This is a genomic window from Arthrobacter sp. Soil_C_60 (assembly GCF_057656375.1).
In genome coordinates this window covers 108,864-134,224 of sequence record NZ_JBDGKM010000001.1, presented here as the reverse complement: position 1 = coordinate 134,224, position 25,361 = coordinate 108,864, and the positions used below count along the sequence as shown (strand labels likewise).

General features: G+C 67.1%; 20 protein-coding genes and 1 pseudogene. 7 read left to right on the top strand and 14 right to left on the bottom strand.

What is annotated here, in order from left to right; all coding sequences use genetic code 11:
- The 4 genes from eccCa to rarD all read left to right on the top strand — a co-directional run bounded on the left by eccCa (position 1) and on the right by rarD (position 6,526).
- Complete coding sequence (eccCa, locus tag AC3A4M_RS00650) at positions 1-4,026, top strand: type VII secretion protein EccCa (protein WP_498733181.1); 4,026 nt, start codon at positions 1-3, stop codon at positions 4,024-4,026.
- Positions 4,016-4,435, top strand: coding sequence for a hypothetical protein (locus AC3A4M_RS00645; RefSeq protein WP_498733179.1), 420 nt, complete (start codon positions 4,016-4,018; stop codon positions 4,433-4,435). Before eccCa ends, AC3A4M_RS00645 begins: the two co-directional genes overlap by 11 nt.
- On the top strand, positions 4,432-5,430 hold the full coding sequence (locus AC3A4M_RS00640) for a DUF6177 family protein (RefSeq protein ID WP_498733178.1): 999 nt from the start codon (positions 4,432-4,434) through the stop codon (positions 5,428-5,430). Before AC3A4M_RS00645 ends, AC3A4M_RS00640 begins: the two co-directional genes overlap by 4 nt.
- 61 nt (positions 5,431-5,491) lie before the next feature.
- Positions 5,492-6,526: an EamA family transporter RarD gene (gene rarD / locus AC3A4M_RS00635; protein ID WP_498733177.1), complete on the top strand. Its 1,035-nt coding sequence runs from the start codon at positions 5,492-5,494 to the stop codon at positions 6,524-6,526.
- 4 nt (positions 6,527-6,530) lie between these two features.
- Here rarD and AC3A4M_RS00630 read toward each other — a convergent pair whose 3' ends face one another.
- The 5 genes from AC3A4M_RS00630 to AC3A4M_RS00610 form a co-directional block, all read right to left on the bottom strand.
- On the bottom strand, positions 6,531-7,409 hold the full coding sequence (locus tag AC3A4M_RS00630; protein ID WP_498733175.1) for a universal stress protein: 879 nt from the start codon (positions 7,407-7,409) through the stop codon (positions 6,531-6,533).
- 160 nt (positions 7,410-7,569) lie between these two features.
- Positions 7,570-8,949, bottom strand: a complete 1,380-nt coding sequence (gabT, locus tag AC3A4M_RS00625; protein ID WP_498733173.1) for a 4-aminobutyrate--2-oxoglutarate transaminase — start codon at positions 8,947-8,949, stop codon at positions 7,570-7,572.
- A gap of 45 nt (positions 8,950-8,994) precedes the next feature.
- Complete coding sequence (locus AC3A4M_RS00620; RefSeq protein WP_498733171.1) at positions 8,995-10,425, bottom strand: aminobutyraldehyde dehydrogenase; 1,431 nt, start codon at positions 10,423-10,425, stop codon at positions 8,995-8,997.
- A 228-nt stretch (positions 10,426-10,653) separates the two neighbouring features.
- Positions 10,654-10,791, bottom strand: a complete 138-nt coding sequence (locus AC3A4M_RS00615) for a methionine/alanine import family NSS transporter small subunit (protein ID WP_169993406.1) — start codon at positions 10,789-10,791, stop codon at positions 10,654-10,656.
- Complete coding sequence (locus AC3A4M_RS00610; RefSeq protein WP_498733168.1) at positions 10,788-12,359, bottom strand: sodium-dependent transporter; 1,572 nt, start codon at positions 12,357-12,359, stop codon at positions 10,788-10,790. Before AC3A4M_RS00610 ends, AC3A4M_RS00615 begins: the two co-directional genes overlap by 4 nt.
- Before the next feature lie 193 nt (positions 12,360-12,552).
- Here AC3A4M_RS00610 and AC3A4M_RS00605 point away from each other — a divergent pair, with 193 nt between their 5' ends.
- Positions 12,553-13,986: a PucR family transcriptional regulator gene (locus tag AC3A4M_RS00605; RefSeq protein WP_498733166.1), complete on the top strand. Its 1,434-nt coding sequence runs from the start codon at positions 12,553-12,555 to the stop codon at positions 13,984-13,986.
- Here AC3A4M_RS00605 and AC3A4M_RS00600 read toward each other — a convergent pair.
- From AC3A4M_RS00600 to AC3A4M_RS00560, 9 genes and pseudogenes are all read right to left on the bottom strand, one after another.
- Entirely contained in the window at positions 13,983-15,518 is a 1,536-nt protein-coding gene (locus AC3A4M_RS00600) for an FAD-dependent oxidoreductase (RefSeq protein ID WP_498733164.1), read from the bottom strand. The two genes, AC3A4M_RS00605 and AC3A4M_RS00600, sit on opposite strands and share 4 nt — an antisense overlap.
- 66 nt (positions 15,519-15,584) lie before the next feature.
- Positions 15,585-16,466 carry an ABC transporter permease gene (locus AC3A4M_RS00595; RefSeq protein ID WP_498733162.1) on the bottom strand — a complete coding sequence of 294 codons (882 nt, stop codon included), beginning with the start codon at positions 16,464-16,466 and terminating at the stop codon, positions 15,585-15,587.
- Positions 16,456-17,085, bottom strand: a pseudogene (locus AC3A4M_RS00590) (ABC transporter ATP-binding protein); the annotation flags it as partial. The pseudogene AC3A4M_RS00590 and the gene AC3A4M_RS00595, both read right to left, overlap by 11 nt.
- 128 nt (positions 17,086-17,213) lie before the next feature.
- Complete coding sequence (locus AC3A4M_RS00585) at positions 17,214-18,347, bottom strand: ABC transporter substrate-binding protein (RefSeq protein ID WP_498733160.1); 1,134 nt, start codon at positions 18,345-18,347, stop codon at positions 17,214-17,216.
- The gene (locus AC3A4M_RS00580) at positions 18,337-19,707 is read right to left on the bottom strand and encodes a sulfate adenylyltransferase subunit 1 (protein ID WP_498733158.1); all 1,371 of its coding nucleotides are present in this window, start codon (positions 19,705-19,707) and stop codon (positions 18,337-18,339) included. Before AC3A4M_RS00580 ends, AC3A4M_RS00585 begins: the two co-directional genes overlap by 11 nt.
- On the bottom strand, positions 19,707-20,672 hold the full coding sequence (gene cysD, locus AC3A4M_RS00575; protein WP_498733156.1) for a sulfate adenylyltransferase subunit CysD: 966 nt from the start codon (positions 20,670-20,672) through the stop codon (positions 19,707-19,709). Before cysD ends, AC3A4M_RS00580 begins: the two co-directional genes overlap by 1 nt.
- On the bottom strand, positions 20,669-21,406 hold the full coding sequence (locus tag AC3A4M_RS00570) for a phosphoadenylyl-sulfate reductase (protein ID WP_498733154.1): 738 nt from the start codon (positions 21,404-21,406) through the stop codon (positions 20,669-20,671). The genes cysD and AC3A4M_RS00570 overlap by 4 nt, the downstream gene beginning before the upstream one ends.
- Positions 21,403-23,127: a nitrite/sulfite reductase gene (locus tag AC3A4M_RS00565; protein WP_498733152.1), complete on the bottom strand. Its 1,725-nt coding sequence runs from the start codon at positions 23,125-23,127 to the stop codon at positions 21,403-21,405. Before AC3A4M_RS00565 ends, AC3A4M_RS00570 begins: the two co-directional genes overlap by 4 nt.
- Positions 23,128-23,349: 222 nt before the next feature.
- The gene (locus AC3A4M_RS00560) at positions 23,350-24,072 is read right to left on the bottom strand and encodes a sirohydrochlorin chelatase (protein ID WP_498733150.1); all 723 of its coding nucleotides are present in this window, start codon (positions 24,070-24,072) and stop codon (positions 23,350-23,352) included.
- 136 nt (positions 24,073-24,208) lie between these two features.
- Between AC3A4M_RS00560 and AC3A4M_RS00555 the strand changes: the two genes are divergently transcribed.
- Together AC3A4M_RS00555 and AC3A4M_RS00550 are read left to right on the top strand one after the other, a co-directional pair.
- Positions 24,209-24,832, top strand: a complete 624-nt coding sequence (locus AC3A4M_RS00555) for a putative glycolipid-binding domain-containing protein (protein ID WP_498733148.1) — start codon at positions 24,209-24,211, stop codon at positions 24,830-24,832.
- 82 nt (positions 24,833-24,914) lie between these two features.
- Positions 24,915-25,358: a hypothetical protein gene (locus AC3A4M_RS00550; protein ID WP_498730955.1), complete on the top strand. Its 444-nt coding sequence runs from the start codon at positions 24,915-24,917 to the stop codon at positions 25,356-25,358.
- The last annotated feature ends 3 nt before the right edge of the window (positions 25,359-25,361 follow it).

Sequence of the window (25,361 nt, the reverse complement as noted above, 5' to 3'; positions counted from 1 at the left end):
ATGAGCGTCAAGCTGATCCACCGCCCCGCCCGGACCACACCGCCGGCCCGCACCGTGGAACCCTACGCCCTGGATGCGCCGCCGCCGGTGAACGAGGGCCGCAGCGGCATGAACATGATGTCGCTGGTGCCGCTGCTCGGCGCGGGCGCGTCCATGACGGTCATGATGCTCTTCCGCGGTTCCTCCCTGGCCGCCGTCGGCGCGTTGATGATGATTGTGACCATCCTGGCTTCCATCGCCATGATGGTCAGCCAAAAAGGAAAGCAGGCCCGGCAGAGCCGCGACCAGCGCGAGTACTACCTGGAATATCTGGAGCGCGCGCGGACCGAACTGCGCACCGATGAGCAGCGTGCCATCAAGGTTGCCCGGGTGAGCAGTCCCCCGCCGTCGGCCTTGTTCGATATCATCCGCAATCCCAAACGGATCTGGGAACGCCGCCGGCGCAACGAGGACTTCCTGGACGTGCGGATCGGCAGCGGCGAGCGGCAGAGCAGGGAGATCAGGGTTAATGACTCCGCTTCCGGCCTGCAGCAGACGGACCAGTTCATGACCACCGAACTGCAGATCCTGCGCCGGCGCTTCGAGGCCTCCCCCGAGCTGCCGCTGACCCTTCCGCTGGACTCGGCCGGCAACGTCAGCCTGGTCGGTTCACGCGAGTTCGCTTTGGCCGTCTGCCGGAACCTGCTGGTGGAGGCCGCCGCGTTCCACTCCCCCGAGGACCTGCACATCGCCCTGTCCGTGCCGGAGGACCGGTACGACGACTGGGCCTGGGCTACTTGGCTACCACATCTGGCGGACCAGTCGCGGACGCACCGCACCGGACCCGTCCGCCGGCTGGCACCCTCGCTGGATTCGCTCTCCGACCTGCTCAAGGACGACCTGCAGAACCGCTCCACCATCGCCGCCGAGGCGCGGAAGAACTACCTGAAGGGCGGCGTGGGCAATTCCATGCCGCGGCTGCTGATCATCGCCGACACGTACGGCGAGCCGCCGCAGGAACTGGCGCTGCCGGACAAGCTGTCCTCCCCCGGCCAGCTGGGTGCCACGGTCATCTACCTCGCCGACAACCGCCGGCATGAACCCGGCGAGGTGAGCATCCGGATCAGCGAAGCGGCGGCCGGGCCGCGCAGCTTCCTCAGCCAGAACTACCGCGAGGATCCGGTTGACGCGGTGACCGAGGAAGGCCTGCTGGACGAACTACCGCTGGCCACCGCGGAATCGCTGGCCCGCGAACTGGCGCCGATGCGGCTGTCGCCTGACTCGCTCGAGCACAACAGCGCCGAGAGTTCCGTGGGTTACCTGGAGATGCTGGGCCTCTCCCCTCGGCTCGACGCCGCGGACATCCGCAGGCTGTGGCAGCCGCGCAGCGAGATCGACTTCCTGCGCGTCCCGCTCGGCCCGGATGACCGGGGCAAGCCTGCCTTTCTTGATCTCAAGGAATCCGCTCAGTTCGGCATGGGCCCGCATGGCCTGTGCGTGGGCGCCACGGGTTCGGGCAAGTCGGAGATGCTGCGCAGCCTGGTGCTGGGGCTGCTGGCCACCCACTCCCCCGATGTGCTGGCGATGGTGCTGGTGGACTTCAAGGGCGGCGCCACCTTCGCCCCGTTCGAGGGCGCCCCGCAGGTCACCGGCATCATCACCAACCTCTCGGATGACCTGACCCTGATCGAGCGGGTCTACGCCAGCCTCAACGGCGAAATCCTCCGGCGCCAGGAGCTGCTCAAGGCCGCGGGCAACATCGCCAACATCACCGACTACCAACTGCACCGCCAGGAACGCTTGGCCCGCGGCGAAGAGATGGATCCGCTGCCGCATCTGGTGGTCATCATCGACGAGTTCGGCGAGCTGCTGACCGCCCGGCCGGACTTCATCGAACTGTTCCTCTCCATCGGCCGCATCGGCCGGTCCATCGGCGTGCACCTGCTGCTGAGCAGCCAGCGGATCGAGGGCGGCAAGCTGCGCGGCCTGGACACGTACCTGTCCTACCGGATCGGCCTGCGCACCCTCTCCGAATCCGAGTCCCGCACGGTGCTGGACACCCCCGATGCCTTCCATCTGCCCCCGGTTCCCGGTTTCGGCTACCTGAAGGTGGACACCACCACCTACACGCGCTTCAAATCCGGCTACGTCTCCGGCCCGGTCGAGGTGGAGGAACCGGAAGACGAACAGGACGAGGCCGAGGAACTGGTGCTGGCCGTCCCGCGCTACGCCGCCGTCCTCGAGGACGCCGCAGCCGGAGCGGCCGGCAGCAAGCCGGCAAAGTCGGGCCTGCGGACCAAGGCCTCGCAGCGCACCACCGGGCCCACCGTCATGTCCACGCTGATGGAAACCCTGCGCACCTTCCCGCGCTCGGTCCAGCCCATCTGGCTGCCGCCGCTGCCGAAGGGCATCGCACTGGACACCGCGGCCGGCTCCGCCGCCGCCACCAGCCAGGGCATCCGGCTGGCCAAGGGCGGCAACCTGCGCGTCCCCATCGGCCTGCTCGACGACCCGGCCAAGCAGTGGCAGGGCCTGTGGGAGCTGGACCTGAACAACGCGGGCGGCAACGCCATCATCGTCGGCGGGCCCCAGTCAGGCAAGAGCACCGCCCTGCGCACCATTGTCTGCAGCCTGGCCCTCACACACAGCCCTTCCGAGGTGGGCATCTACGCCGTCGACCTTCTGGGCAGCGGCTTGTTGCCGCTGGAGGGACTGCCGCACGTGGGCGGGGTCGCGGTGCGCACCAACCGCGAAGTGGTGCGCCGCACCATCGAGGAGATCGCGGCCATGCTGGACACCCGCGAGCAGCTGTTCGAGCGGTACCAGATCGATTCGCTGCAGACGCTGCGCCGGATGTGTGCCCAGGGCATGATCCCGGAACTGGCCAGCTCGGATATCGTGCTGGTGCTGGACGGCTACGGCCAGCTCAGCGACGAGTTCGACGACGTCGAAAAGAAGGTCCACTCGATCATCTCCCGCGGCGGCGGCTACGGAATCCACATGATCGTGACTTCCACCCGCACCAACGAGGTCCGTATCGCCCAGCAGGGCTTCTTCGGCAACCGGATCGAGCTGCGCCTGGGCGACCCGGCGGAATCGAATTTCGGCCGCAAACTCGCCGAGTCGATCAGCGCGGACCGGCCGGGCCGCGGCCTGATGGAGCAGAAGCTCATCGGCCACATCGCCCTGCCCCGGATCGACTCCGAGCCGGATCCGGACACCGCGGTCCAGGGTATGCGGGATCTGGTTGCCGCCGTCGCGGCCTCCACCGATGACCGCGCCATGCAGGTCCGCGTCCTCCCGCCGCTGGTGGGGGCGGAAACGGCCGTCACCCCGCCGCGGCCGGGACGGATCCCGCTGGGCCTGCGCGAGACGGATCTGGGCACCGAGCACTTGGACATGCACGTCAAGGACCGGCATCTGGTGGTCCTCGGCGACGACGGCGCCGGCAAGACCAACGTCATGCGCTCGGTGATCCGGCGGCTGGCCGAACAGCATACGCCGGAAAACCTGGTCTTCGCGGTCTTCGACCCCCGCCGCGGCCTCGCCGACGAGGTGCCCGAAGAGTACCTCGGCGGCTATGCCACCAGCCCCGCGCTGGCCGAACAGCTGGCCGGGGCCGTGGCATCGGAACTGGACAAACGCGTCAACGGAAACAACGACGGCGGCGCCAGCAACGGCGGGAATCCTCCGCGCGTTGTGCTCATCATCGACGACTACGACATTCTCACCGCGGGCGGCTCCTCCCCCTTGAGCCGGCTGACGCCCTACCTGCCGCTGGGACCCGAGATCGGCCTGCACGCGGTGCTCTCGCGCCGGGTCCGCGGTGCCAGCCGCGGCATGTACGAGGCCTTCTTCATGTCGCTGCGCGATTCGGGCAGCACCGGCATCCTGATGTCGGGCGACCGCGGCGAGGGTGCACTGCTCAACGGCATCCGCGCACGGGCACTGCCACCGGGCCGGGCCCAGCTGGTGCAGTCCGGCAAGCCCGTCAACACCGTTCAGCTGTACTACAACGCAACGGAGGCCGCCGCCGATGAGCAGTGACTGGACCGTCATCAGCCTGCGCGAACCGGACCAGCGCACCGTGGTCGAGGCCATGGTCGCCACCGTCCCGGAGCTCAATGTCAGGGAAACCGCGGAGAACTCCCTGCTGGAACTCTTCACCGACGACGGCGAGGTCCAGCTGGTGCTCGAACTGCCGCGGCTGGTCCGCGTTCCGCAGGAGGTGCAGCGGCTGCTCGCCGGCGCGGAAGTCTCCGCGGTGCCCGGTGTCCGCGTGCCCGCTGTCTTCACCCCCGGCACCGGAGACCCCGCCGCCGAACCGCTCTGGTGGCAGGACATCCACGTCCGCGACGGGCTCCGCCACGCCATGGCCAGGGCCGACGCCCTCTGCCACGCCCTTGCGCGCCGGTGCGAGGGCGCCGTCGTCGTTCCCGGGATGGTGCAGCCGTGAGCCACGCTTCCGCTTTCGACTTCAGCAGTGCCGCCACCGGCGTGCTTTTCCAGGACAAACCCGTCACCTTCCTCTCGCCCTGGATCGCCAAGTCGCACGCGGCGGCCCAGGAAGACGGACGGCACTTCGCCGTGCTGACACCGGGTACCGCCGCGATCAGCCTGCCGTTAAGCATGCTGCTCTCCGAACCCGGCTGCCAATGGCTGGCCACCAGCGCGGACGGCACGTTCTTCGACGGCTTCACCGGCCGGGTCCACGAATGGAACGGCGAGGTTTTCGAACCGCTGGACGAACTCGCAGAGGACTTCCTGCTGACCCCGCGCACGCCCGGCGGCCTGCTCCATGTCCGGGCCGAGACCATGCACCCAGCGAGCCTGGGCACCCGCATCGGGGACTTCACCGCGCAGCTGTTCACCGAACTCACCGGCCACCCGCCCGTCGGGTGGGGCCGGGCCGAACCTGTCAGCGAACCATGGGACACCGCGGCGATCACGGCCCACTGCTATGACCGGGCACCGGAAACCTCCGGGCTGGTCGCCGTGGGGCAGCCGCGGGTGGGGACGGCGGCAGCTGCGATCGCCGTCGTCACGGTGGAACGATCCGCGGCCGGGGTCCACGAAAGCGTGGAACTCCTGGCGGAAACCGCCGATCCGCTGGGCCCGGACCAGCTGGACGCCTTTGCCGCACGGATGCACCGCAGCCACGCGCGGACCGCCGTCCTGGGCCACGCCGTCGGTTTCAGTAATCTTGCCCGCCCGGCGCGTTTCACCGGCATGTCCGTTCCGGCCTGCGCATTCTTCGGCTCGGAGGCGCTGCGGGACTTCGGCGCCCGGCAGGCGCTGGCAGCCGCGGGACCGCGCGCACGGCTGATCGGGGTTCCGCCGGTGCAGTCCCTGGCCGTTAACTACGCGCAGGAACCTGCCCCGGCGGAGAAGCACCCGCTGGAAGCCTGGGCGGAACTCGCGGGCAAGCTTTCCGGCCAACTGCCGGACTGAGGCCGCCGCCTTATGACCCCGCCAGCCGCCAGGTTGGAATACCCGGCCTGCCGGTGATGTTATGGGCTCTGTGTCAACTAACGACGGCGATCCAGCCTCCCCTCCCCACCAGCAGCTAACTGCCGTCGCCCCGGACCTGGATGCCACGGCGGAGACGGCTGCAGTAGCAGTCGGCACCAAGGGCAGGAAACCGCGCAGCGAACACAGCACAGGCTTGCTCTTCGGGCTGGCTGCCTACGGGCTGTGGGGCATCCTGCCGCTCTACTTCGCCATCCTGGAGCCGGCCGGTCCGCTGGAGATCGTGGCCAACCGGGTGGTCTGGTCGCTCCTGTTCTGCGTGCTGCTGATGACGGCCATGCGCAGCTGGCGCCCCTTCAAGGCTGCCCTCGTGGACAAGCGCACCCTGGGCACGCTTTCGCTGGCCGCGGCGCTCATCGCCGTCAACTGGTTGACCTACACCATTGCCGTGCTCAGCGAGCGCACGGTGGAGGCCTCGCTGGGCTACTTCATCAACCCGCTGATTTCCGTCCTGCTTGGCGTCCTCCTCCTGAAAGAACGGCTCCGGCGCGCCCAGTGGGTGGCCCTGGCGGTGGCGTTCGTTGCCGTCCTGGTGCTGGCCTTCGGTTACGGCAACGTGCCCTGGCTATCGCTGGTCCTGGCGTTCAGCTTCGGCTTCTACGGCCTGGTCAAGAAGAACGTCGGGTCCAAGGTGGACGCCGTCTCGAGCCTGAGCGTGGAGACCTTGGTGCTGACTCCCCTGGCCGGAGCCGTGATGGCGGTGCTGATGGTCCAGGGCCAGGCAACCCTGCTGGACAACGGGCCCGGGCATTTCTGGCTGATGGCAGCCGGCGGACTCATCACCGCGCTGCCCTTGCTGTTCTTCGGAGCTGCGGCCCGGCGTCTGCCGCTGAGCATGGTGGGCATGCTGCAGTATCTGGCCCCGTTGATCCAGTTCATCCTCGCGCTGGCCGTCTTCAACGAGCCGATGCCGCTGGAACGGTGGATCGGGTTCGGCCTGATCTGGCTGTCCCTGATCATCCTGACCACGGACATGCTCGCTTCCTACCGCAAGCTGCCCCAACCGGCCGCCGCCTGACCGGTCAGACATTGCCGGGCGCATCCAGCCCGTGCACGCCCTCCTGCGGAACCACGACCATGGGAACGGGCAGTGCCCGGAGCACCTTCAGCGCCGTACTGCCCAGGAACAGCCGGTTGCGCTGGGCGAGCCGGCTTGAGCCGATGATCACCAGTTCGCCGTCGTCCCAGTCCAGGCTGTCGATGGCCTCTTCGATGGTCCGTCCGTGCGCCACGGTCACGGTTGCGGTTCCGTCGAGCGCATTGGTGGCGGCTTCCGCCAGGACGGAGTTGGCGTGCAGATGGGCCTGGTGGATCGCCTCGCCGGAGTCCGAGCGTTCGTGCGTGTCCAGCGCCACGAGCGAGACCAGTCGCAGCGGCAGGCCACGGCGGCCGGCGGCGCGCAGTGCCACGTCCCGAGCCGTCTGTGCGCCCTGCCGCTCGCCGATGAAGGCCGTCAACCGGGTCAGTGGCCCCTTCCGCTGGTAGCCGCGCGGCGCAAGGGCCACGGGCACCGGCGAGGCGTGCAGCAAGGCGTTGGCGACGCTGCCTACCGAGAAACGTTTGAACAGCCCAGTGGAGGCGGCGCCGATGACGATGAGCGCGGCCGATTGCGCGGTGGCTGTCTCGATCAGGCCTTCGGCGAAGGAATCCGAGTCCACCACCCGGAATTCGGCGTCGATATCCGAAGGCACGAGTTTCAGCGCTTCGCGCCGCGCGGTCAGGACCTCCTGCTCGCCGGCGCTGACGCGCTTGCCCTGCGGATTGACGGCCACATAGGGCGCGTTTTCCGGCACCACGTAGACGATCTCCAGCCCGGTCCCCTGTGCCCGCGCAATGGCTACCGCCAGCGCGATGGCATCGGCTCCCCGGTCATCCGGCTGGTACCCCACGACATATCGCATCCGTTCCACCCTCCACCGCCGCGGCGGCTACCGCATGAGCATTATGAGGCGACTCTACCGTGAGGCAGGACACATTTCACCAGCCGCTTTCCGGAAGCACCGAGGGGACAGGGCCCGGCAAAGGCCGGCTCCTGTCCCCTCGGATAAATACGCTGGACCGTCAGGCAGCGGCTGCGCGGATGGCGCCTTCGAGCACGTCGAGGGCATCCGCCAGCAGGTCGTCGCCGATGACCAGCGGCGGCAGAAGACGGACTACGTTGCCGTAGGTGCCGCAGGTCAGGATGATGACGCCTTCCTTCAGGCAGGCGGCGGAAATCGCCTTGGTCGCTTCGGCGTTCGGGGCCTTGGTGGTCGCGGCGGTACCCGACTGCACGAATTCCAGCGCCAGCATGGCTCCGCGGCCACGCACCTCGCCGATGATGTCGACTTCGGCGGCCAGCTTCTCCAGCCGGGCACGCACCTGGGACTCGATCGAGCGCGCCCGGGCGTTCAGGTCCTGCTCCTTCATGGTTTCGATGGCAGCCAGCGCCGCGGCGCAGGCCACCGGGTTGCCGCCGTAGGTGCCGCCCAGCCCGCCGGCATGGACAGCGTCCATCAGTTCCGCGCGCCCGGTGATCGCGGACAGCGGCATGCCGCCGGCGATCCCCTTGGCCATGGTGATGATGTCCGGCACGATGCCCTCATGGTCGGAGGCGAACCACTCACCGGTGCGGCAGAAGCCGGCCTGGACCTCGTCCGCGATGAAGACGACGCCCTTGTCCTTGGCCCATGCGGCCAGCGCCGGCAGGAAGCCCTCGGCCGGGACGATGAAGCCGCCCTCGCCCTGGATCGGCTCGATCAGGATCGCGGCGACGTTTTCGGCGCCGATCTGCTTCTCGATCATGGTGATCGCGCGGCGGGCGGCGTCCTCGCCCTTGATATCGGCTTCCTCGCGGAAGGGGTAGCTCATCGGCACGCGGTAGATCTCCGGTGCAAACGGGCCGAAGCTGCCGGCCGGGCTGGACTTGTAGGGGTTGGCCTTCGCCGTCAGACCCATGGTGAGGTTGGTGCGGCCGTGGTACGCGTGGTCAAAGGCGACGACGGCGGTACGTCCCGTAGCAACGCGGGCCACCTTGACGGCGTTTTCAACGGCTTCGGCACCGGAGTTGAACAGTACGGTGCGCTTGTCATGGTCGCCCGGGGTCAGCTCGTTCAGTTGCTCGGCAACCGCAATGTAGCCCTCGTACGGGCTGACCATGAAGCAGGTGTGCGTGAAGTGCTCCACCTGTTCCTTGACCGCGCCGACGACGGCGGGATCGGACGCGCCGACACTGGTCACGGCGATACCCGAGCCCAGATCGATGAAAGAGTTGCCGTCGACGTCCTGGACGATACCGCCGTCGGCGTCGGCCACGTAGACCGGCACGCTGGAGGCGACGCCGCCGGCCACGACCTTCGCACGGCGGGCCGCGAGTTCAACGGACTTGGGTCCGGGGAAGTCGCCGAGGATTTTGCGCTTCTGCTCGAGCCGGAACTGGGGCTCGGTAGCCTGAGTGGTCATTTCTTAGCCTTTCAACTGGTTCAGGTAGGTAGGTTTGTTCGGTGCCTAAGCGTCCAGGGCGCTCATGACGTGCTTGATACGGGTATAGTCCTCGACACCGTACATGGACAGGTCCTTGCCGTAGCCGGACTGCTTGAATCCGCCGTGCGGCATTTCGGCCGTAAGCAGGATGTGGGTGTTGATCCAGACGGCGCCGAAGTCCAGGTCGCGGGAGACGCGCATGGCCGTTCCGTGGTCGCTGGTCCAGACGCTGGAAGCCAAGGCGTATTCGACGTCGTTCGCCATCTCCACGGCTTCGGCCTCGGTGCCGAACTTCTGCACGGTGATGACAGGTCCGAACGTTTCCTGCTGCACAATGTCATCCGTCTGCTTCGCGCCGGTGACGATGGTGGCTTCGTAGAAGAACCCCTTGTCGCCGGCGCGCTTGCCGCCCACCGCGACCGTGCAGTGTTCCGGCAGCGCGTCCATGACGGCGTTCACGGCGTTGAAGTGGTTGATGTTGTTCAGCGGCCCGAAGTAGTTCTCGGCGTCATTGTCGGAGCCGGTCCGGAGCGTCCTGGTGTGTTCGACCATGGCGTTGACCAGATCATCGTGGGCGGATTCTTCCACCAGCACGCGGGTAATGGCGGTGCAGTCCTGGCCGGCGTTGAAGAAGGCGAATTCGGCAATGGCCGCGGCACTCTTCTTGATGTCGGCGTCGGCGAAGACAATGGCAGGAGCCTTGCCGCCGAGTTCCAGGTGTGCGCGCTTCAGACCCTTTGCGGCTCCGCTGGCCACGGCGATTCCGGCGCGGACGGAACCTGTGATGGAGACCAGGCCCGGTGTCTTGTGTTCCACCATGGCAGCGCCCGTGCCAGCGTCGCCGAGGACGACGTTGACTACGCCGGCCGGGAAGATGTCCTTGATCAGCCGGGCCAGCACCAAGGTGGACTCCGGCGTAGTGTCGGAAGGCTTGAGCACCACGGTGTTTCCGGCGGCCAGGGCCGGGCCGATCTTCCAGACGGCCATCAGCAGCGGATAGTTCCACGGTGCCACCTGTGCGACCACGCCGATCGGCTCCCGGCACACAAAGGACGTGTGCCCTTCCATGTATTCGCCGGCGGACTTGCCTTCAAGCAGGCGTGCGGCCCCGCCGAAGAAGCGCAGCTGGTCTGCACCGGCGGCTACCTCTTCAGAGGCGATCATTTCCCTGACCTGGCCGGTATTGCGGTGCTGCGCCTCGACCAGTTCCTCGCTGTGGGCTTCCACCGCGTCCGCGAGCTTGAGCAGCAGCAGCTGGCGCTGGCTGGGTGTGGCGTGCTTCCAGGTCTTGAATGCCGCCGCGGCCGCAGTCATTGCATCATCGACGTCGGATTCAACCGAGACCGGGGACTGGGCCACCACTTCGCCGTTGGTCGGGTTGATGATGTCGAGCAGCTCGGTTCCGGCGGGAGTGACGAATTCGCCGTTGATGAAGTTCTGCAGGGTCTGAACCACGGTTTACATCCCTTTTCTGGCCTTAAGGCCGTAACGCGCATAACCGGTCAGCGGCTGTGATTGCCGCAACACTGCCGACAATATGCCCCCGGCCCGGCCCGCAGCCATAGCTTCCTGCACACGGACCAGCGCTGCCGTTCGTGCACTTGTCCAGCCAGGCACGCACCCCGGACGTGTCGATGCCCCGCTGCGCAGGCAACGGGGCATCGACAGAAGGAACGAACGGGCTCAGAGCTCCGGTGCGTGCTCCTCGGGCATTCTGGTGTCGTCCTCCGGGTGCCGCTGGAGGTTGACCAGCGCGAGGCCAAGGCCTCCCCAAACAGTCAGGATGGAAATGATCAGCATGACGATGGCCGCAGTGCTCATTTGCTTACCTCTTTCTTATTCGGCGCATCCAGCACAGGATCGTTGGCCGCGGATTTACTGCTCCACGGGATGAGGGACAGGACCAGGGCAACCACGATCAGCGCCACCACCATGCCCCAGCCAAAGACGCCCACAAACCACATTGGCATCTCGCCGTAGCCTTCCTGGATTTTCTTGATCAGTTCGCTGATCAGAATGTAGCCCAGGACGATCGGTGACAGAATGCCCACCAGGATCCGCCAGGGAAGCCCGAGCTTGATCGAGGACACGTCGCTGACGTGTCCGCCCAGCAGCGGCAGCTTCCGGAAGGCGTACGTCAGCAGCAGGACCGTGACGAACGCACAGGCCATAATGCCGAAGTTGTTGACGAAGGCGTCCGTGACATCCAGCAGGTTCAGTCCGGTGGTGGTCGGGAACAGCAGGATCGAGATCAGCGCCAGCGGGATACCGACAATCCAGGTCGTCTTGACCCGCCCCATGCCCAGCTTGTCCTGAACAGCCGAAATGATGACTTCGATGATGCTGATCAACGAGGTGAAGCCGGCAAAAACCAGCGACCCGAAGAAGAGGACACCGAGCAGCGCGCCCAGCGGGGCCTCGGAAATGATGGTCGGGAAGGCAATAAACGCAAGGCCGATGCCGCCTGCACCGGCAACGTCGCCAACCTCGGCGCCCGCGGTGAAGGCCATGAAACCGACGGCGGCAAAGACACCGATACCGGCCAGGATCTCGAAACCGGAGTTGGCGAAGGCCACCACAAAGCCCGAGCCGGTCAGGTCCGTCTTGCGCTTGAGGTAGGACGCGTACGTGACCATGATGCCGAAGGCCACGGACAGCGAGAAGAAGATCTGGCCATAGGCAGCCGCCCACACACCGGTGTTTGTCAGCGCACCCCAGTCCGGGGTGAACAGAGCGTCCAGTCCATCGGCCGCACCGGGCAGGAACAGCGACTGGACTACCAGAACCAGGAACATCACCAGCAGCAGCGGCAGGAAGATGATGTTGGCCCGGCCGATGCCTTTCTGGACGCCGGCCGCCAGGACCAGCAGCACCAAGGCCCAGACGATGACCAGCGGGATGAGCACATTGGGCACGAAGTCGAAGCCGATGTTGACGTTCTCGCTGACCTGGAGGAATTCCCCGAGGAAGAACCCTGCAGGATCGGCGCCCCAAGCCTCGGTGAACGAGAAGATCATGTACATGCCGGCCCACGCGATGATCACCGCGTAGTAGATGGAGATGATGAAGCAGATGGCTACCTGCCACCAGCCGAGCCCTTCGGCCTTCGGCGTCAGACGCCGGTAAGCCAGCGGCGCGGAGCCCCGGTGGCGGTGCCCCACCGCATAGTCGAGGAACAACAGCGGGATGCCGGCCGTCAACAGTGCGACCAGATACGGAATGATGAACGCCCCGCCGCCGTTTTCATAGGCGACGTAGGGAAAGCGCCAGATATTTCCCAGGCCGACGGCGGAGCCGATGGCGGCGAGAATGAACACTTTACGGGTGGACCACATCTCGCGCGGCGGCTTGGCCGGCGGCGCCCCCTTCGGGTGCGACAGATTGCTCATGCTGGGACCTCTTATCGATTGCAAAATGACTGATTTCGCCCATCATAGACCCGGCCCCATGCGCGAGGAACAGCACCTCGCTGGTCAACGCACAAACCGTTATCCCTGTTCGCTGTGAACCAGGTTGCTTTTCCCGCTGCGTCATCGTCTCTATGTAGTGCAGCTGCACAATGAATACCCGTATAGTGGCCCTATGGCTGTCTCTCTTGCCAATCTCCTGGCCCAAAAGTCCCTGCACCTGCGCGTCGTGGGGAAGGCATCCGGCAATCCCGATGCGGCCATCACCTGGGTAGCTACTACCGAACTGGAAGACCCGCTGCCTTTCCTCAGCGGCGGCGAGGTGGTGCTGACAACCGGGCTGCGCCAGAAGACCGCTGCCGCGCAACGGCGCTTCGTTGCGCGCGTCCACGAGGCCGGTGTTGTTGCAATCGGCTTCGCTTTGGGCCTCTCGCACAGCAAAGTGCCGCCGGCGTTCCTGAACGAGGCAGACCAGTTGAACCTGCCGGTATTCGAAATACCGTACGAAACGCCCTTCGTCGCAATCAGCCGAATGGTGGCCGATGCAATCTCGGCCGACCACTACCGCAAACTTGAGCGTCTGCTCTCCGACCACCAGGCTCTCTCGGCCTCGTTGCTGGGCGGCGGCGGGCTGCCGGCGCTGCTGCGCACCCTGGCCGGAATGGTGGGTACCGACGTCGAGCTTTCGCAGTATGGCGCCGTTCTGTACAGCACCGGAGCCGGCACCACCGGCAGTTGGAACAAGGTGCCCATCGCCACCGGTTTGAAAGACCGCTGCGCCCTTGCGCTGGCGGAACCTTACGAACGCAATGCCATCGTCGACTATGCGCAGAGCATGATCAGCCTGGAACTGAGCAACCAGGCCAAGCACCGGGCAGCCCAGCGCAATGCAGCCGGACAGATCCTGCAGGACATTGTCCGCGGCACCCTGCAGGGCCAGGATGCGACGCTGAGGCTGAACACCATCGGCGTCGACACCGCCCGGCGCCAGCTGGTCATGCTGGTCCAGACCGCCACCGGGCAGCGCCCCGCGCTGCGGACCTTGCCGCTGCCCGCCGCCTTCGAAGGGGCCGCCACCGGGCTCGTCGACGAGCGGCTGGTTCTGGTGGTCCGGGACGCCGAGTCCGGCGAGCGGCTCGGCGAGGAACTCAGCAGCTACCTGTACGACGCGGGCCTCACCGCCACCGTGGGTGTGGGCGGCAGTTATGCCCAGCCCAACGGCCTGCGCTGGAGCTACTTCGAGGCGAAGGAAGCCCTCACCCACGGCGCCCGGCTGAACGTTCCGCAGCGGCTGTCGCTGACCTCGCTGCTGATGGCCTCCGAAGACGTGCCGCTGGCCGACCTCGCCGCCGAGGCGCTTGATCCGCTGGCTGAGTTCGACACCGCCCACGATGCCCAGCTTATGTCCACGCTGGAAACCTATCTGGAACTGAACGGTTCGGTAGCCGCGGTCGCGGAGACCCTCGGGCTGCACCGGAACTCCGTGCGGTACCGGCTGGCCCAGATCATCGAGCTGACCGGCTACGACCCGGCGTCCACGGCGGACCGGGTCCATCTCTGGCTGGCCCTGACCGTGCGCCGGCTCGCGGCCGAATCCGGTTCCTCCTAGCCGCGGTCCGTGCCGGCGGCGGCCACTCCCCCGAAGGCAGCGGTGGCCACCGATGGACGGGAGATCCGGACCATGTCGTCCCGGGGTACTACCTTGACCCGTTCGCGCGCCACCGGGCCGGCTTCCGTTGCTTCGGCACCCAGTGCCCGCTCGTGGGCATCCAGTTCCAGCCAGCCGTCCCACGTGGTGTATTCCACCCTGCGGTCCCCGAGCAGTTCCAGGATGGCGGCTTCGTCCGGCCGCGCCGCAGCCGGTAGTCCGGCGCGGTCCGCCAGCAGATGGGTGATGGTTTCCAGCGCGTCGCCCTTGGTGTGCCCGATCAGGCCCACCGGACCACGCTTGATCCAGCCCGTGGCATACAGCCCCGGTACCGGATTTCCATCAGCATCCAGCACTTTGCCGCCGTCGTTCGGGACCACGCCTCGCTGGTGGTCGAATTCCACGTCGGGCAGCGCGGATCCGAAGTAGCCCACCGCCCGGTAGACGGCCTGGACCGGGTACTCAACGATCTCGCCGGTGCCGCGCACGTTGCCGGTACCGTCGAGTTCGGTGCGCTCGAAACGGATTCCCGTGGTCCGGCCGGCTGCCTCGCCGCTGCCGGCGAGGATTTCCACCGGGTTGTGCAGGAAATGCAGGTGCAGCCGGCGCGAAGCTCCGGTGTCCTGCTCTTCCACGAGCCAGTTGGTCAGCGTGTTGACCATGGTCTTGGTCTGGTTGTTGGAGCGGATCTGCCCGTCCGAGCCTTCGTCGAAGTCAAAGTCCTCCGGGTAGAGCACAATGTCGACGTCGCGGGAATGCGAGAGTTCGCGCAGCTCCAGCGGCGTGAACTTCACCTGAGCTGGACCGCGGCGACCGAAGACGTGGACATCGGTCACCGGCGAATTCTTCAGGCCCCGGTAGACGTTGTCCGGGATCTCGGTAGTCAGCAGGTCGTCGGCATGCTTGGAGAGCACACGCGCAACATCGAGGGCCACATTCCCGTTGCCGATGACCGCAATTTCCTTGGCCTCCAGCGGCCACTCGCGGGGAACGTCCGGGTGGCCGTCGTACCAGGAGACGAAGTCCGCGGCTCCGAAGGAGCCTTCAAGCTCGACGCCGGGAATGTTCAGGTCCGCGTCCTTAATGGCGCCGGTGGCGAAGATGACCGCGTCATAGTGTTCGCGCAGATCGGCCAGGGACAGGTCCGTGCCGTAGTCCACGTTGCCGAAGAACCGGATATCGCCGCGGTCCAGCACCTTGTGCAACGCCGTCACGATCCCCTTGATGCGCGGGTGGTCCGGGGCGACGCCGTAGCGGATCAGTCCGTACGGGGCCGGGTAGCGGTCGAAGAGGTCGATGCTGACCTGCACTGCGCCGGAGGCCACCTCGTCGCTTTTCGTGAGGATATCGGCGGCATAAACGCCGGCTGGACCGGAACCAACGACGGCGACGCGAAGCGGCCTTGCGCCGTCGGAATGAGGAGCCAGTGCAGCCTCCGGCTCGGATGACTTTCCTGCGCCTGACTGGGGCGAGGCAAGGGGGGATGTGGTCATGGGAGTGTTCCTTTCGGGATTCAGGCCAGTGGAAAGAGAGATTGTGGAAGGCGAGCATCGCTGGACTCAGGCCACACCGGACTTCAGCAGTCCCCGCCCGCGCAGCAGCCTGCGCTCCACGGGGGCGAAAACCAGCAATTCAATGACAATGCCGATGGCCAGGATCAGCAGAATGGCCGACACGACGATGGCCATATCGGACAGGTCCCGGCCCTGCTGCAGCAGCGAGCCCAGGCCGAAGCCCATGGACCCGCCGACCGTGATGATTTCGGCCGCCATCAGCGAGCGCCAGGAGAAGGCCCAACCCTGTTTGAGGCCGCCGATGTAGCCGGGCAGCGCGGCAGGGAGAATGATCCGGGTCGCCTGCTGCCAGCGGCTGGCGCCCAGGACATGGCCTACCCGCAGGAACTGCGGCGGCACCTGGTCAACGCCGGAAATGAGCCCATTGATGATCGAAGGCACGGCCCCCATGAGCACCACGAAGTACACCGTGGCATCGGTCAGGCCGAACCAAATGATGGCAGCCGGAACCCAGGCCACGGACGGCAGGACCTGCAGCCCGGAGATGAGCGGGCCGAACGCGGCTCGCAGCCCCTTGTGCTGGGACAGCAGCAGGCCGGCCGGGGTAGCGATCACCGCTGCGATCAGGAATCCGAGCACACCGCGTTCGAGACTGGTGAGGATGGTCTCCTGCGCCGCGCCGTCGCCCCACAAGGAGCCCAGCGCCGCGGCCACGTCGGCCGGTCCGGGCAGGATGTCCGGGCGCGGCTGCACGATCCAGATATACATTTGCCACGCATAGACGATGGCGGCGAGCGCGAACACGGGCAGCAGGGCCTTGCCGATGGCCGGCCTGACCGTTGGCCGGCCCGGTTGCTCGGCCTGCAGCGCATCCAGTCCGGCTTCGAGCCGGCCGACGTCGTCGTTGGATTCTGTCTCAAGCCGCATGACGGCGGATCTCCCGTCGCAACTCGGTGGTGATTTCGCCCGCCAGTTCGGCACGGTCCCGGGCGTCCAGCCCGTCTCCGACATTCCATTCGGCAACGATCCGACCGGGCCGGGAGGACATCAGCAATACCCGCTGCCCCAGCCTGACCGCTTCACGGACATTGTGCGTGATGAAGATGATGGTCCGCCCGGTCCGGCGCCAGATCCGTTCCAGTTCGTCATGCAGCAGGTCCCTGGTGATGGCATCGAGGGCGGCGAACGGTTCGTCCATCAGCAGCAGCTCACGGGACTGGGCCAGCGACCTGGCCAAGGCCACCCGCTGGCGCATGCCACCGGACAGTTCGTGCGGACGCTTTTTCCCGGCTCCGCCCAAGTGGACCAGCTCCAGCAATTCCCGAGCCTGTTCTGTCCGCTCCTGCCGTCCCACCCCGCGCAGTTCCAGCGCCAGCTCGACGTTGGCCTGCGCCGAAAGCCAGGGAAACAACGAGGCGTCCTGGAACATAAACGCCGCTTCCGGAGCTTTCAGCTCTCCTGCCGTTGGTTCTTCCAGACCGGCCACCAGGTTCAGCAGGGTGGACTTGCCACAGCCCGAGGCGCCGAGCAGCGCAACGAACTCGCCTCGCTCCACGCTCAGATTGACGTTGTCCAGCACCAGCGGGGCGTCCGGTCCGAAGCGTTTGGACAGGCCGCTGATTTCCAATTGGGCGCCGGTGCGTTGCAGCACACTGTTTTGGGAAGTCATGGTCCTTACTCCTTGCCCAGGCCGGCAGCAGGAACGGCAGGCTTGTCTTCCTGCGTCCGGAGACCGTTGAGGATGGACAAATCCAGGATGGTGCTGATATCGGCCTGCTCGGTGGTGCCGGCCGTGACGCCGTCCTCCAACAGCTGGGCCAGTGCGGTGGCGTGGGGATCCATGGTGAACGTGATGTTCGCCAGCGAGCGCCCGATCACCTCGTCGGTGAGCGGCAGGCCGTGAGCGCCTTCCAGCCCGGCATTGATGGCATCCGCCACCTCGGCCGGATCTGCTGCCGACGTCTCGTTGAGCCAGTCCACGGACCGCTGTTCGCCGGTGATCAGCGCCTTGACCTGCTCGGGATGCCGGTTCAGGAAGTCGGTGCCCACAATCAGCAGCGTGGTGGTGAACTGGCCCTCCGGCCACAGGTCCCGCTCATCGACCAGCACCTTCGCGCCGGCTTCGAGCACAAGCCGCGAGGCCCACGGTTCCGGCACCCACGCGCCGTCGATCTGTCCGTCCTTGAACAGCTGCAGGGTCCCTGCGTTCTCCGTCGGGTTGATGGCAGCGCCCGCCCGGCCGTCCGCGGCAATGGCAATCCCCTGTTCCTTCAGCCAGACCCGCAGGGCAACATCCTGCGTCCCGCCAAGCTGCGGCGTGGTCAGCGTGGCTCCCTCCAGGTCCTCGGGGTTGTCGATACCTTCGCGCACCACCAGCTGGGCACCCCCGGAACTCGCCCCCGAGACGATCCGCAGGGACCGTCCCTCGCTCTGCACATAGGAGTTGATCGCCGGATTGGGGCCGATGAACGCCGCGTCGATGGCGCCGGCATTCAGCGCCTCCACGGCGGCCGGACCTGCGTTGAAGACCTGCGTGGACAGTTCCGTCCCGCCGAGTTCCTCGGCGAAAAACCCCTTGTCCACTCCGATCAGGGCCGGTGCATGGGTCACGTTGGCGAAGTAGCCGAGCCGCAGCTCCTGCGCATTACTGACCGGAACCTCGGCCTCACGTCCACTGCTGCGGTCGGCTGCGCCGGAAGCAGCGACCGCCCCGGCAACAATCGCGACGGCCAGCCCGACGGCGAGCAGGATTTCGGACGTGCGGCTGGAGAGCAGGAGCCCTTTCTTCCGGGTCCGTTTAGCCGCCACGAGGCTCCCCCTCCCCGTCCGGAATCCCGCTGGCGATGCCGGCGGCGAGGGTATTGCCGTCGACGGGATCGATCACCAGGAAGGCCCCGGTCCGGCGGTGCCGTTCGTAGGCTTCAACCGGCAGCGCGGAGGCCAGCCCGATCTGCACGGTTCCGATGTCGTTGAGTCCCAGGTCCGCCGCCGGCTCCTGCGAAAAGCTGGCCAGATCAAGTCGGCCGGTGATGGAGCGGACGAGCCCCTGCACGGTCCTGCTGCCGTGCTTGATCAGCACCTTGGCGCCCTCACGCAGCGGCTTGGGCGAGAGCCAGCACAGCGAGGCGTGCAGGTCCTGGCTTGCCGTAGCGAAGGTGCCGGTTTCCACCAGCAGGTCGCCGCGGCTGATGTCGATATCGTCGCTGAGCCGCAGCACCACGGACTGCGGCGCGGAGGCCTCCGCCAGGGAGGTGCCGGCGAAATCGATGCCGGCCACCGACGTCGTTATTTGGGTCCCGGCGGCGGAGCCGAGCACGGTGACGCTGTCGCCGACGCGGACCACACCGGAGGCCAGTTGCCCGGCGTAACCGCGGTAGTCGCGGAACGCCTCGGGGTCCAGCCCCGGCGCCAGCGCCCCCTGCGGCCGGATGACCGACTGCACAGGGAACCGGAACGCTTCGAATTCGTTCTCGAGTTCGTCCACCGCGGGCAGCGTTTCCAGCACCTCGAGCAGCGCCGGCCCGGTGTACCAGGGCGTGCGGGCCGAGAGCTCGACGACGTTATCGCCTTCCAGCGCGGAGACCGGCACAACGCGCACGTCGGGCAGCCCCAGCTCCGCGGCGGCGGCCAGCAACTGTTCCTCCACATCCCGGAACACGCCCTCGCTGAACTCCACCAGGTCGATCTTGTTGACCGCGGCGACGATGTGCGGCACCCGCAGCAGCCGGGCCACGGCCAGATGCCGCCGGGTCTGTTCCAGCACGCCCTTGCGGGCATCGATAAGTACGATGACGGCATCCGCCGTGGATGCGCCGGTCACCGTGTTCTTGGTGTACTGCACGTGGCCCGGGCAGTCGGCCAGGATGAAGCTGCGCTTTTCGGTGGCGAAGTAGCGGTAGGCGACATCGATGGTGATGCCCTGTTCCCGCTCGGCGCGCAGGCCGTCGGTCAGCAGGGCCAGGTCGATCTGCTGGCCCTGCCCGCTGCCGGACGCGGTTCCGCCGAAGCCGCGCTCGGCGCTGGTGCGGGTGACCGCTTCGAGCTGGTCCGCGAGGATCGATTTGCTGTCATGCAGCAGCCGGCCCACCAGCGTGGACTTGCCGTCGTCGACGGAACCGGCCGTGGCGAACCGGAACAGCGTGGCGGTCTGGAAGTCGGTGGTGGTCATTAAAAGTAGCCGTCCTTCTTGCGGTCTTCCATGGCGGCCTCGGAGATGCGGTCATCGGCCCGGGTGGCGCCACGTTCGGTCAGGGTGGAGGCCGCCACTTCGATGACGACGTCGTGGGCGGTAGCGGCGGCGGATTCCACGGCGCCGGTGCAGGACATGTCCCCCACCGTCCGGTAGCGCACCGTCCTGGTCAGCACTTCCTCGCCGTCACGCGGCCGCGACACTTCGCCGACCGCCCGCCACATGCCGTCCCGCCGGAACACCTCGCGTTCATGGGCGTAGTAGAGGCCCGGCAGCTCGATGCCTTCGCGCTCGATGTAGCGCCAGACGTCCAGCTCGGTCCAGTTGGAGATGGGGAACGCGCGGACATGCTGGCCTACGGTGTGCCGGCCGTTGTAGAGGTTCCACAGTTCGGGGCGCTGGTTGCGCGGGTCCCACTGGCCGAACTCGTCGCGCAGGCTCAGGATCCGTTCCTTCGCCCGCGCCTTGTCCTCGTCCCGCCGGCCGCCGCCGAAAACCGCGTCGAACCGGTGGCGCGAAATCGCGTCCAGCAGGGGCACCGTCTGCAGCGGGTTGCGGGTGCCGTCCGCCCGCTCGGACAGTTCGCCGCGGTCGATGAACTCCTGCACGCTGCCCACCACCAGGCGGAGCCCCAGCCTTTCCACGGTCCGGTCGCGGAATTCGAGCACTTCGGGGAAATTGTGGCCGGTGTCCACGTGCAGCACCGGGAACGGCACCTTGCCGGGCCAGAAGGCCTTGGTGGCCAGGTGCAGCATCAGCACGGAATCCTTGCCGCCCGAGAACAGCAGGGCCGGCCGCTCAAACTCGGCGACCACCTCGCGGATGATGTGGATGGCCTCGGATTCCAGCGCGTCCAGCGAAGACAGGGCGGCGCGCGGGGCGCTGGCTGCCGTAGTGGGTGCCGCGGCGGGCGGGCGGTCTTCGGTCAGGTAAGTGGTGTTCATTGGTGGATTCCGCATTCCGTCTTGGCGAGGCCGGCCCAGCGGCCGGCACGAGGGTCTTCGCCCGGGGCAACCGGGCGGGTGCAGGGCTTGCATCCGATGGACGGATAGCCGTTGGACAGCAGCAGGTTTACCGGCACCCCGTTCCGGCCGGCGTACTCCAGCAGGTCATCGAAACTCCAGCCTGCCAAGGGGTTGACCTTGACCAGGGCGTGCGCGCTGTCCCAGGTGACGAGTTCGGTGTTGGTCCGCGTGGGTGCCTCATCGCGGCGGACGCCGGTGAACCAGACGCCGTAGCCGGACAGGGCCTTTTTCAGCGGGCGCATCTTGCGCAGTTCGCAGCATAAGGCCGCGTCGCGCGAGAACAGGTCCGTGCCGAGGCTGCGGTCCTGCTCGGCCACCGTCTGCTCCGGCAGCACGTCCACCACGTTGACGTCCAGCGAACGCGCTACCTCGTCGCGCGTGGCCTGGGTTTCCGGAAAGTGGTAGCCGGTTTCCAGGAACAGGACATCGACGCCTGGCAGCTGCTGCGCGACCAGATGCGGCAGTACCGCATCGGCCATGGAGCAGGCGACCGCGGCCTCGGCTGTGCCGAAGTTCCGTGCCGCCCAGGCGACAACCTCGGGTGCCGGGGCGTCCCACCCCAGTTCGGCCGTCCCGGCGTCGGCCAGCGCACGCAACTGCTCCTCGCTCCGGGAACGGGACGACGATGTTGCCATGGTTGGACGTGCGGTCATTTCAGTGCTCCTTCCTCGGCGCGGTGCGCCCATTCCGCGAAGGTCTCGCCGTCGTTCTTTGCGGTGGTGTACTGCCGGATGAGCCGTTCCACGTAGTCGACCAGGCCATCCGCCGTGACCTTCAGTCCGCGGACCGTCCGGCCCAGGCCCGGTTCCGCACGGTCCACCGCGGCCAGTCCGCCGCCGAGGTGGACCTGGAAGCCCGGGGTCTGCCCGCCGTTGCCGTCCGGCAGCAGCTGGCCCTTGAGCCCGATGTCGGCGGTCTGGATCCGGGCGCACGAGTTCGGGCAGCCGTTGATGTTCAGGCTCAGCTGCTGCGGCAGCTCCCCGCTGTCCGCAAGGTCCTTGAGCCGGGTTTCCAGCTCGGTGATCGCCGCCGCCGCGGTGGTCTTGGTGTCCACGATGGCGAGCTTGCAGAATTCAATCCCGGTGCACGCGATGGTGCCGCGGCGGAACAGGGAGGGTGCGGCGCTGAGGCCGAGCCTGTCGAGTTCTACCGTCAGTTCCGCCACATGTTCCTCGGCTATGTCCAGCAGCACCAGTTTCTGGTGCGGTGTGGTTCGCAGCCGGTAGGAACCCTTGGCCTCCAGCAGGTCGGCCAGCTGGACCAGCGTGCTGCCGGAAACGCGCCCCACCACCGGCGTGACACCGAGGTAGAACCGGCCGTCCTTCTGCCGGTGCACGCCGACGTGGTCACCGGGCGAAGTGGGCTTGGGCGCGGCAGGGCCGTCCGGCAGCGGGGCGGAGAGGTACTCCTCCTCCAGGACGGCGCGGAACTTCTCCGGCCCCCAGTCGGCCAGCAGGTATTTCAGCCGGGCCTTGTTGCGCAGCCGCCGGTACCCGTAGTCGCGGAAGATGCTGGTGACGCCGACCCACACTTCGGCCGTCCGCTCCGGCGGGACGAAGACGCCCAGCCGTTCGGCCAACCGCGGATTGGTGGACAGGCCGCCGCCCACCCAGAGGTCGTAACCGGGACCGAGCTCGGGGTGCACCACGCCCACCAGTGCGAAGTCGTTGATCTCGTGGACCACGTCTTGGCTAGGATGGCCGGTGATGGCGGTCTTGTATTTGCGCGGCAGGTTGGCGAAGGACTCATCTCCGATGTAGCGCTCGGAGATTTCCCGGATGGCCGGCGTCGGGTCGATGATTTCGTCCGCCGCGATGCCCGCCACGGGTGAACCGAGGATGACTCGCGGTACGTCGCCGCAGGCTTCGGTGGTGGAGAGTCCGGCCGCCTCCAGCCGGTTCCAGATTTCCGGCACGTCCTCCACCCGGATCCAGTGCAGCTGGATGTTCTGCCGGTCCGTCAGGTCCGCCGTGTCCCGGGCGAACTCCGTGGAGATCCCGCCGATCACCCGGAGCTGGTCTGTGCTCAGGGCGCCGCCGTCGATGCGCACGCGGAGCATGAAGTACTTGTCTTCGAGCTCGTGCGGTTCCAGCGTGGCCGTCTTGCCGCCGTCGATCCCCGGCCGGCGCTGGGTGTACAGCCCCCACCATCGGAAGCGGCCGTGCAGGTCGGTGGCCTCGATGGAGTCGAAGCCGCCCTTGGCGTAGATCTGCTCGATCCGCTGGCGGACGTTGAGCCCGCCGTCCTGCTGCTTCCATTCCTCGTTGCCGTTCAGCGGCTCGGTTCCGTCGATCTTCCACTGGCCGTGCGGCTTGGTGGGCGGACGGGACGGCCTGCCTGTTCTGGTCTCTGCGGATGCTGCTGGTGCGCTCATAGTGGACGAGCGTACGGAGCCCGCCGGACCGGCGACAATGCTCCCGAAACATCCGGTCACGGCCTGTTGCGCGACGTATTGTGCGGAAATATTGCCCGTCTTCCGACGACTTATTACGCGCTTCCCGTAATGAAAGCGTCGCATGCAAAACGTCGAAAGCGCGCTGCCCGGCCGCGCGGGGGCCGCCTGCCCGCGGCCGTGGTGCCGGCCAATCCGCAGGTGCTATCCGCGGGTGAAGTTCGCGGCCACGGCAGCGTCGTAACGGTCCAGCACCAGCTGGGCCAGAACCGGGTGCGGCAGCAGCGGCCCGGTGACGATGTCCGCACCGGCGCCGGCAAGTTTGTCGTGGAAGAACCCCGGCGCCAGCAGGTAGGACGCCACTGCCACCCGAGCAGACCCCACGCCGGCGGATCCCGCTCGGGCCGATTCCTGCCGGGCAGCAGCCACGGCCTCGGCCACGGACGGCCTCGCCGAGGCACCGAAGCCGGCGGTCACCGGACCAGACCGCAGCTTCCGCAGCATGCCGGCCAGTTCCGCCACGGCTCCCGCTGCCGCCGTCAGGCTGGACCCGGCCGCGGCCAGCACCACGGCGTCGTCGTTAGCTGCCCCCGACTCCGCCAGACGTTCCTGCAGCAGCGAGGCCAGCCGCTCATCAGGACCCAGGGGTTCGGCCGCACAGGTAGCCGGGCGGCTTTCCACCGCCTGCCGGATGTCCACGCTCGTGTGGTAGCCCGCGGAGAGCAACAGCGGAACAACGACGGCGCGGCGCCCTGCCGGCAACGCGGCAACGACGTCGGGCAGCGCCGGCTCCTGTACGTCCACGTAGGCCTCGCGCACCTCGGTCCCCGGCCGCAAGCGGGCCACCTCGTGGCGGAGGGCATCGATGGCGCGGCGGCCGGCCGGGTTGGACGTTCCGTGCGCGCAGGCAATCAGGACAGGTGGCATGAGGCACTACAATAGCGGCAGTTTCCCCGGCACAGCGCGGTCGAACGGCGCCTGGCGCAATGAACGGTCATGTGCCCGGCGCACTCCTGCCCGCCGTGGTCTTGCCATATCCGGGCACAGGCACAAGGCTTGGGCCATGGCACATGAAACGCATGAAAGCCGGACGCACAGCTGGCTGGGTGAGGACGACTCGAGCCGGGCGGATTCGGCCACGATCAACCTCGAGCCCGAGCGGCTGACCGCCCACGGCGCCTCCCGCACCTCCGAATACGCCGCCAGCTGGTCGCTGACCACCACGCAGAACTGGTTCACCGAGCGCCTGATGGTCACGGTGCACGGCCACGGCTGGAGCCGCCACCTGGAACTGTTGCGCGCGACCAACGGCGAGTGGAGCGCAGAAACGCGCGCCTGGGGCATCGTGGACCTGCCCGAGCCGGGGCTGGCGGATCCGTCCGCGCTGGTCGGGGCAGTGGACTGCGACCTGGGGCTGTGCCCGGTCACCAACACCATGCCGATCCTTCGCCTGGGCCTGGTCCATGACGAGCAGGTCTCCGCCGACCTCGCCGTCGCATTTGTCCGGATGCCCAGCCTGCAGGTGGTTCCCGCCCTGCAGCGCTACACCGGAATCAAGGCGTACGACGACGTCACCGGCACCGCGCTGGTCGGTTTCGATTCGGGCAACTTCAGCGCCGAAGTCACGGTTGACGCGGACGGCATCGTGGTTGACTACCCCGGGCTGGCGCAGCGCCGCCGGAACTGAGGCCGGAGGGGTAACAGGGCTGGCCAACGGGCACCCGCAGGTAGGATGGTGAGCGACCCACCCCACCAGTCAAGGAGCCCCCATGCCCGAAATGTTCGTGGACAAGTTCCGTGCCCTCGTCCCCAAGTACCTGGGCCGGAAGTGGAGCGAAGAAGACGGCATCTCCTACGACGAACTCGAAGGCCTCCTCGGCGAACACAAGTTCCAGATTCCGCAGGCGCTGGTGGAGTTCTACCATGCGCTGGGCGGCTGCGAGGACCTGATGGAGGCCCACGATTTCTTCTGGGATCCGGACGAGCTGGAAATCGAGGACGGCTACCTGCTCTTTCTCGACGAAATGGATGAAGAAGCCAACTGGGGCTTTCGGACCGAGCACCTTGCCGTTCCCGACCCCATCGTCTGGATCCGTACCAACACCGGCAAGCAGCGCTGGCAAAGCGAGGAATCCACCTTCAGCGAGTTCGTCTTCGACATGTTCGACTGGGTCTTCAATGACGATGAGAACGACGACGAACTGCAAGACTGACCC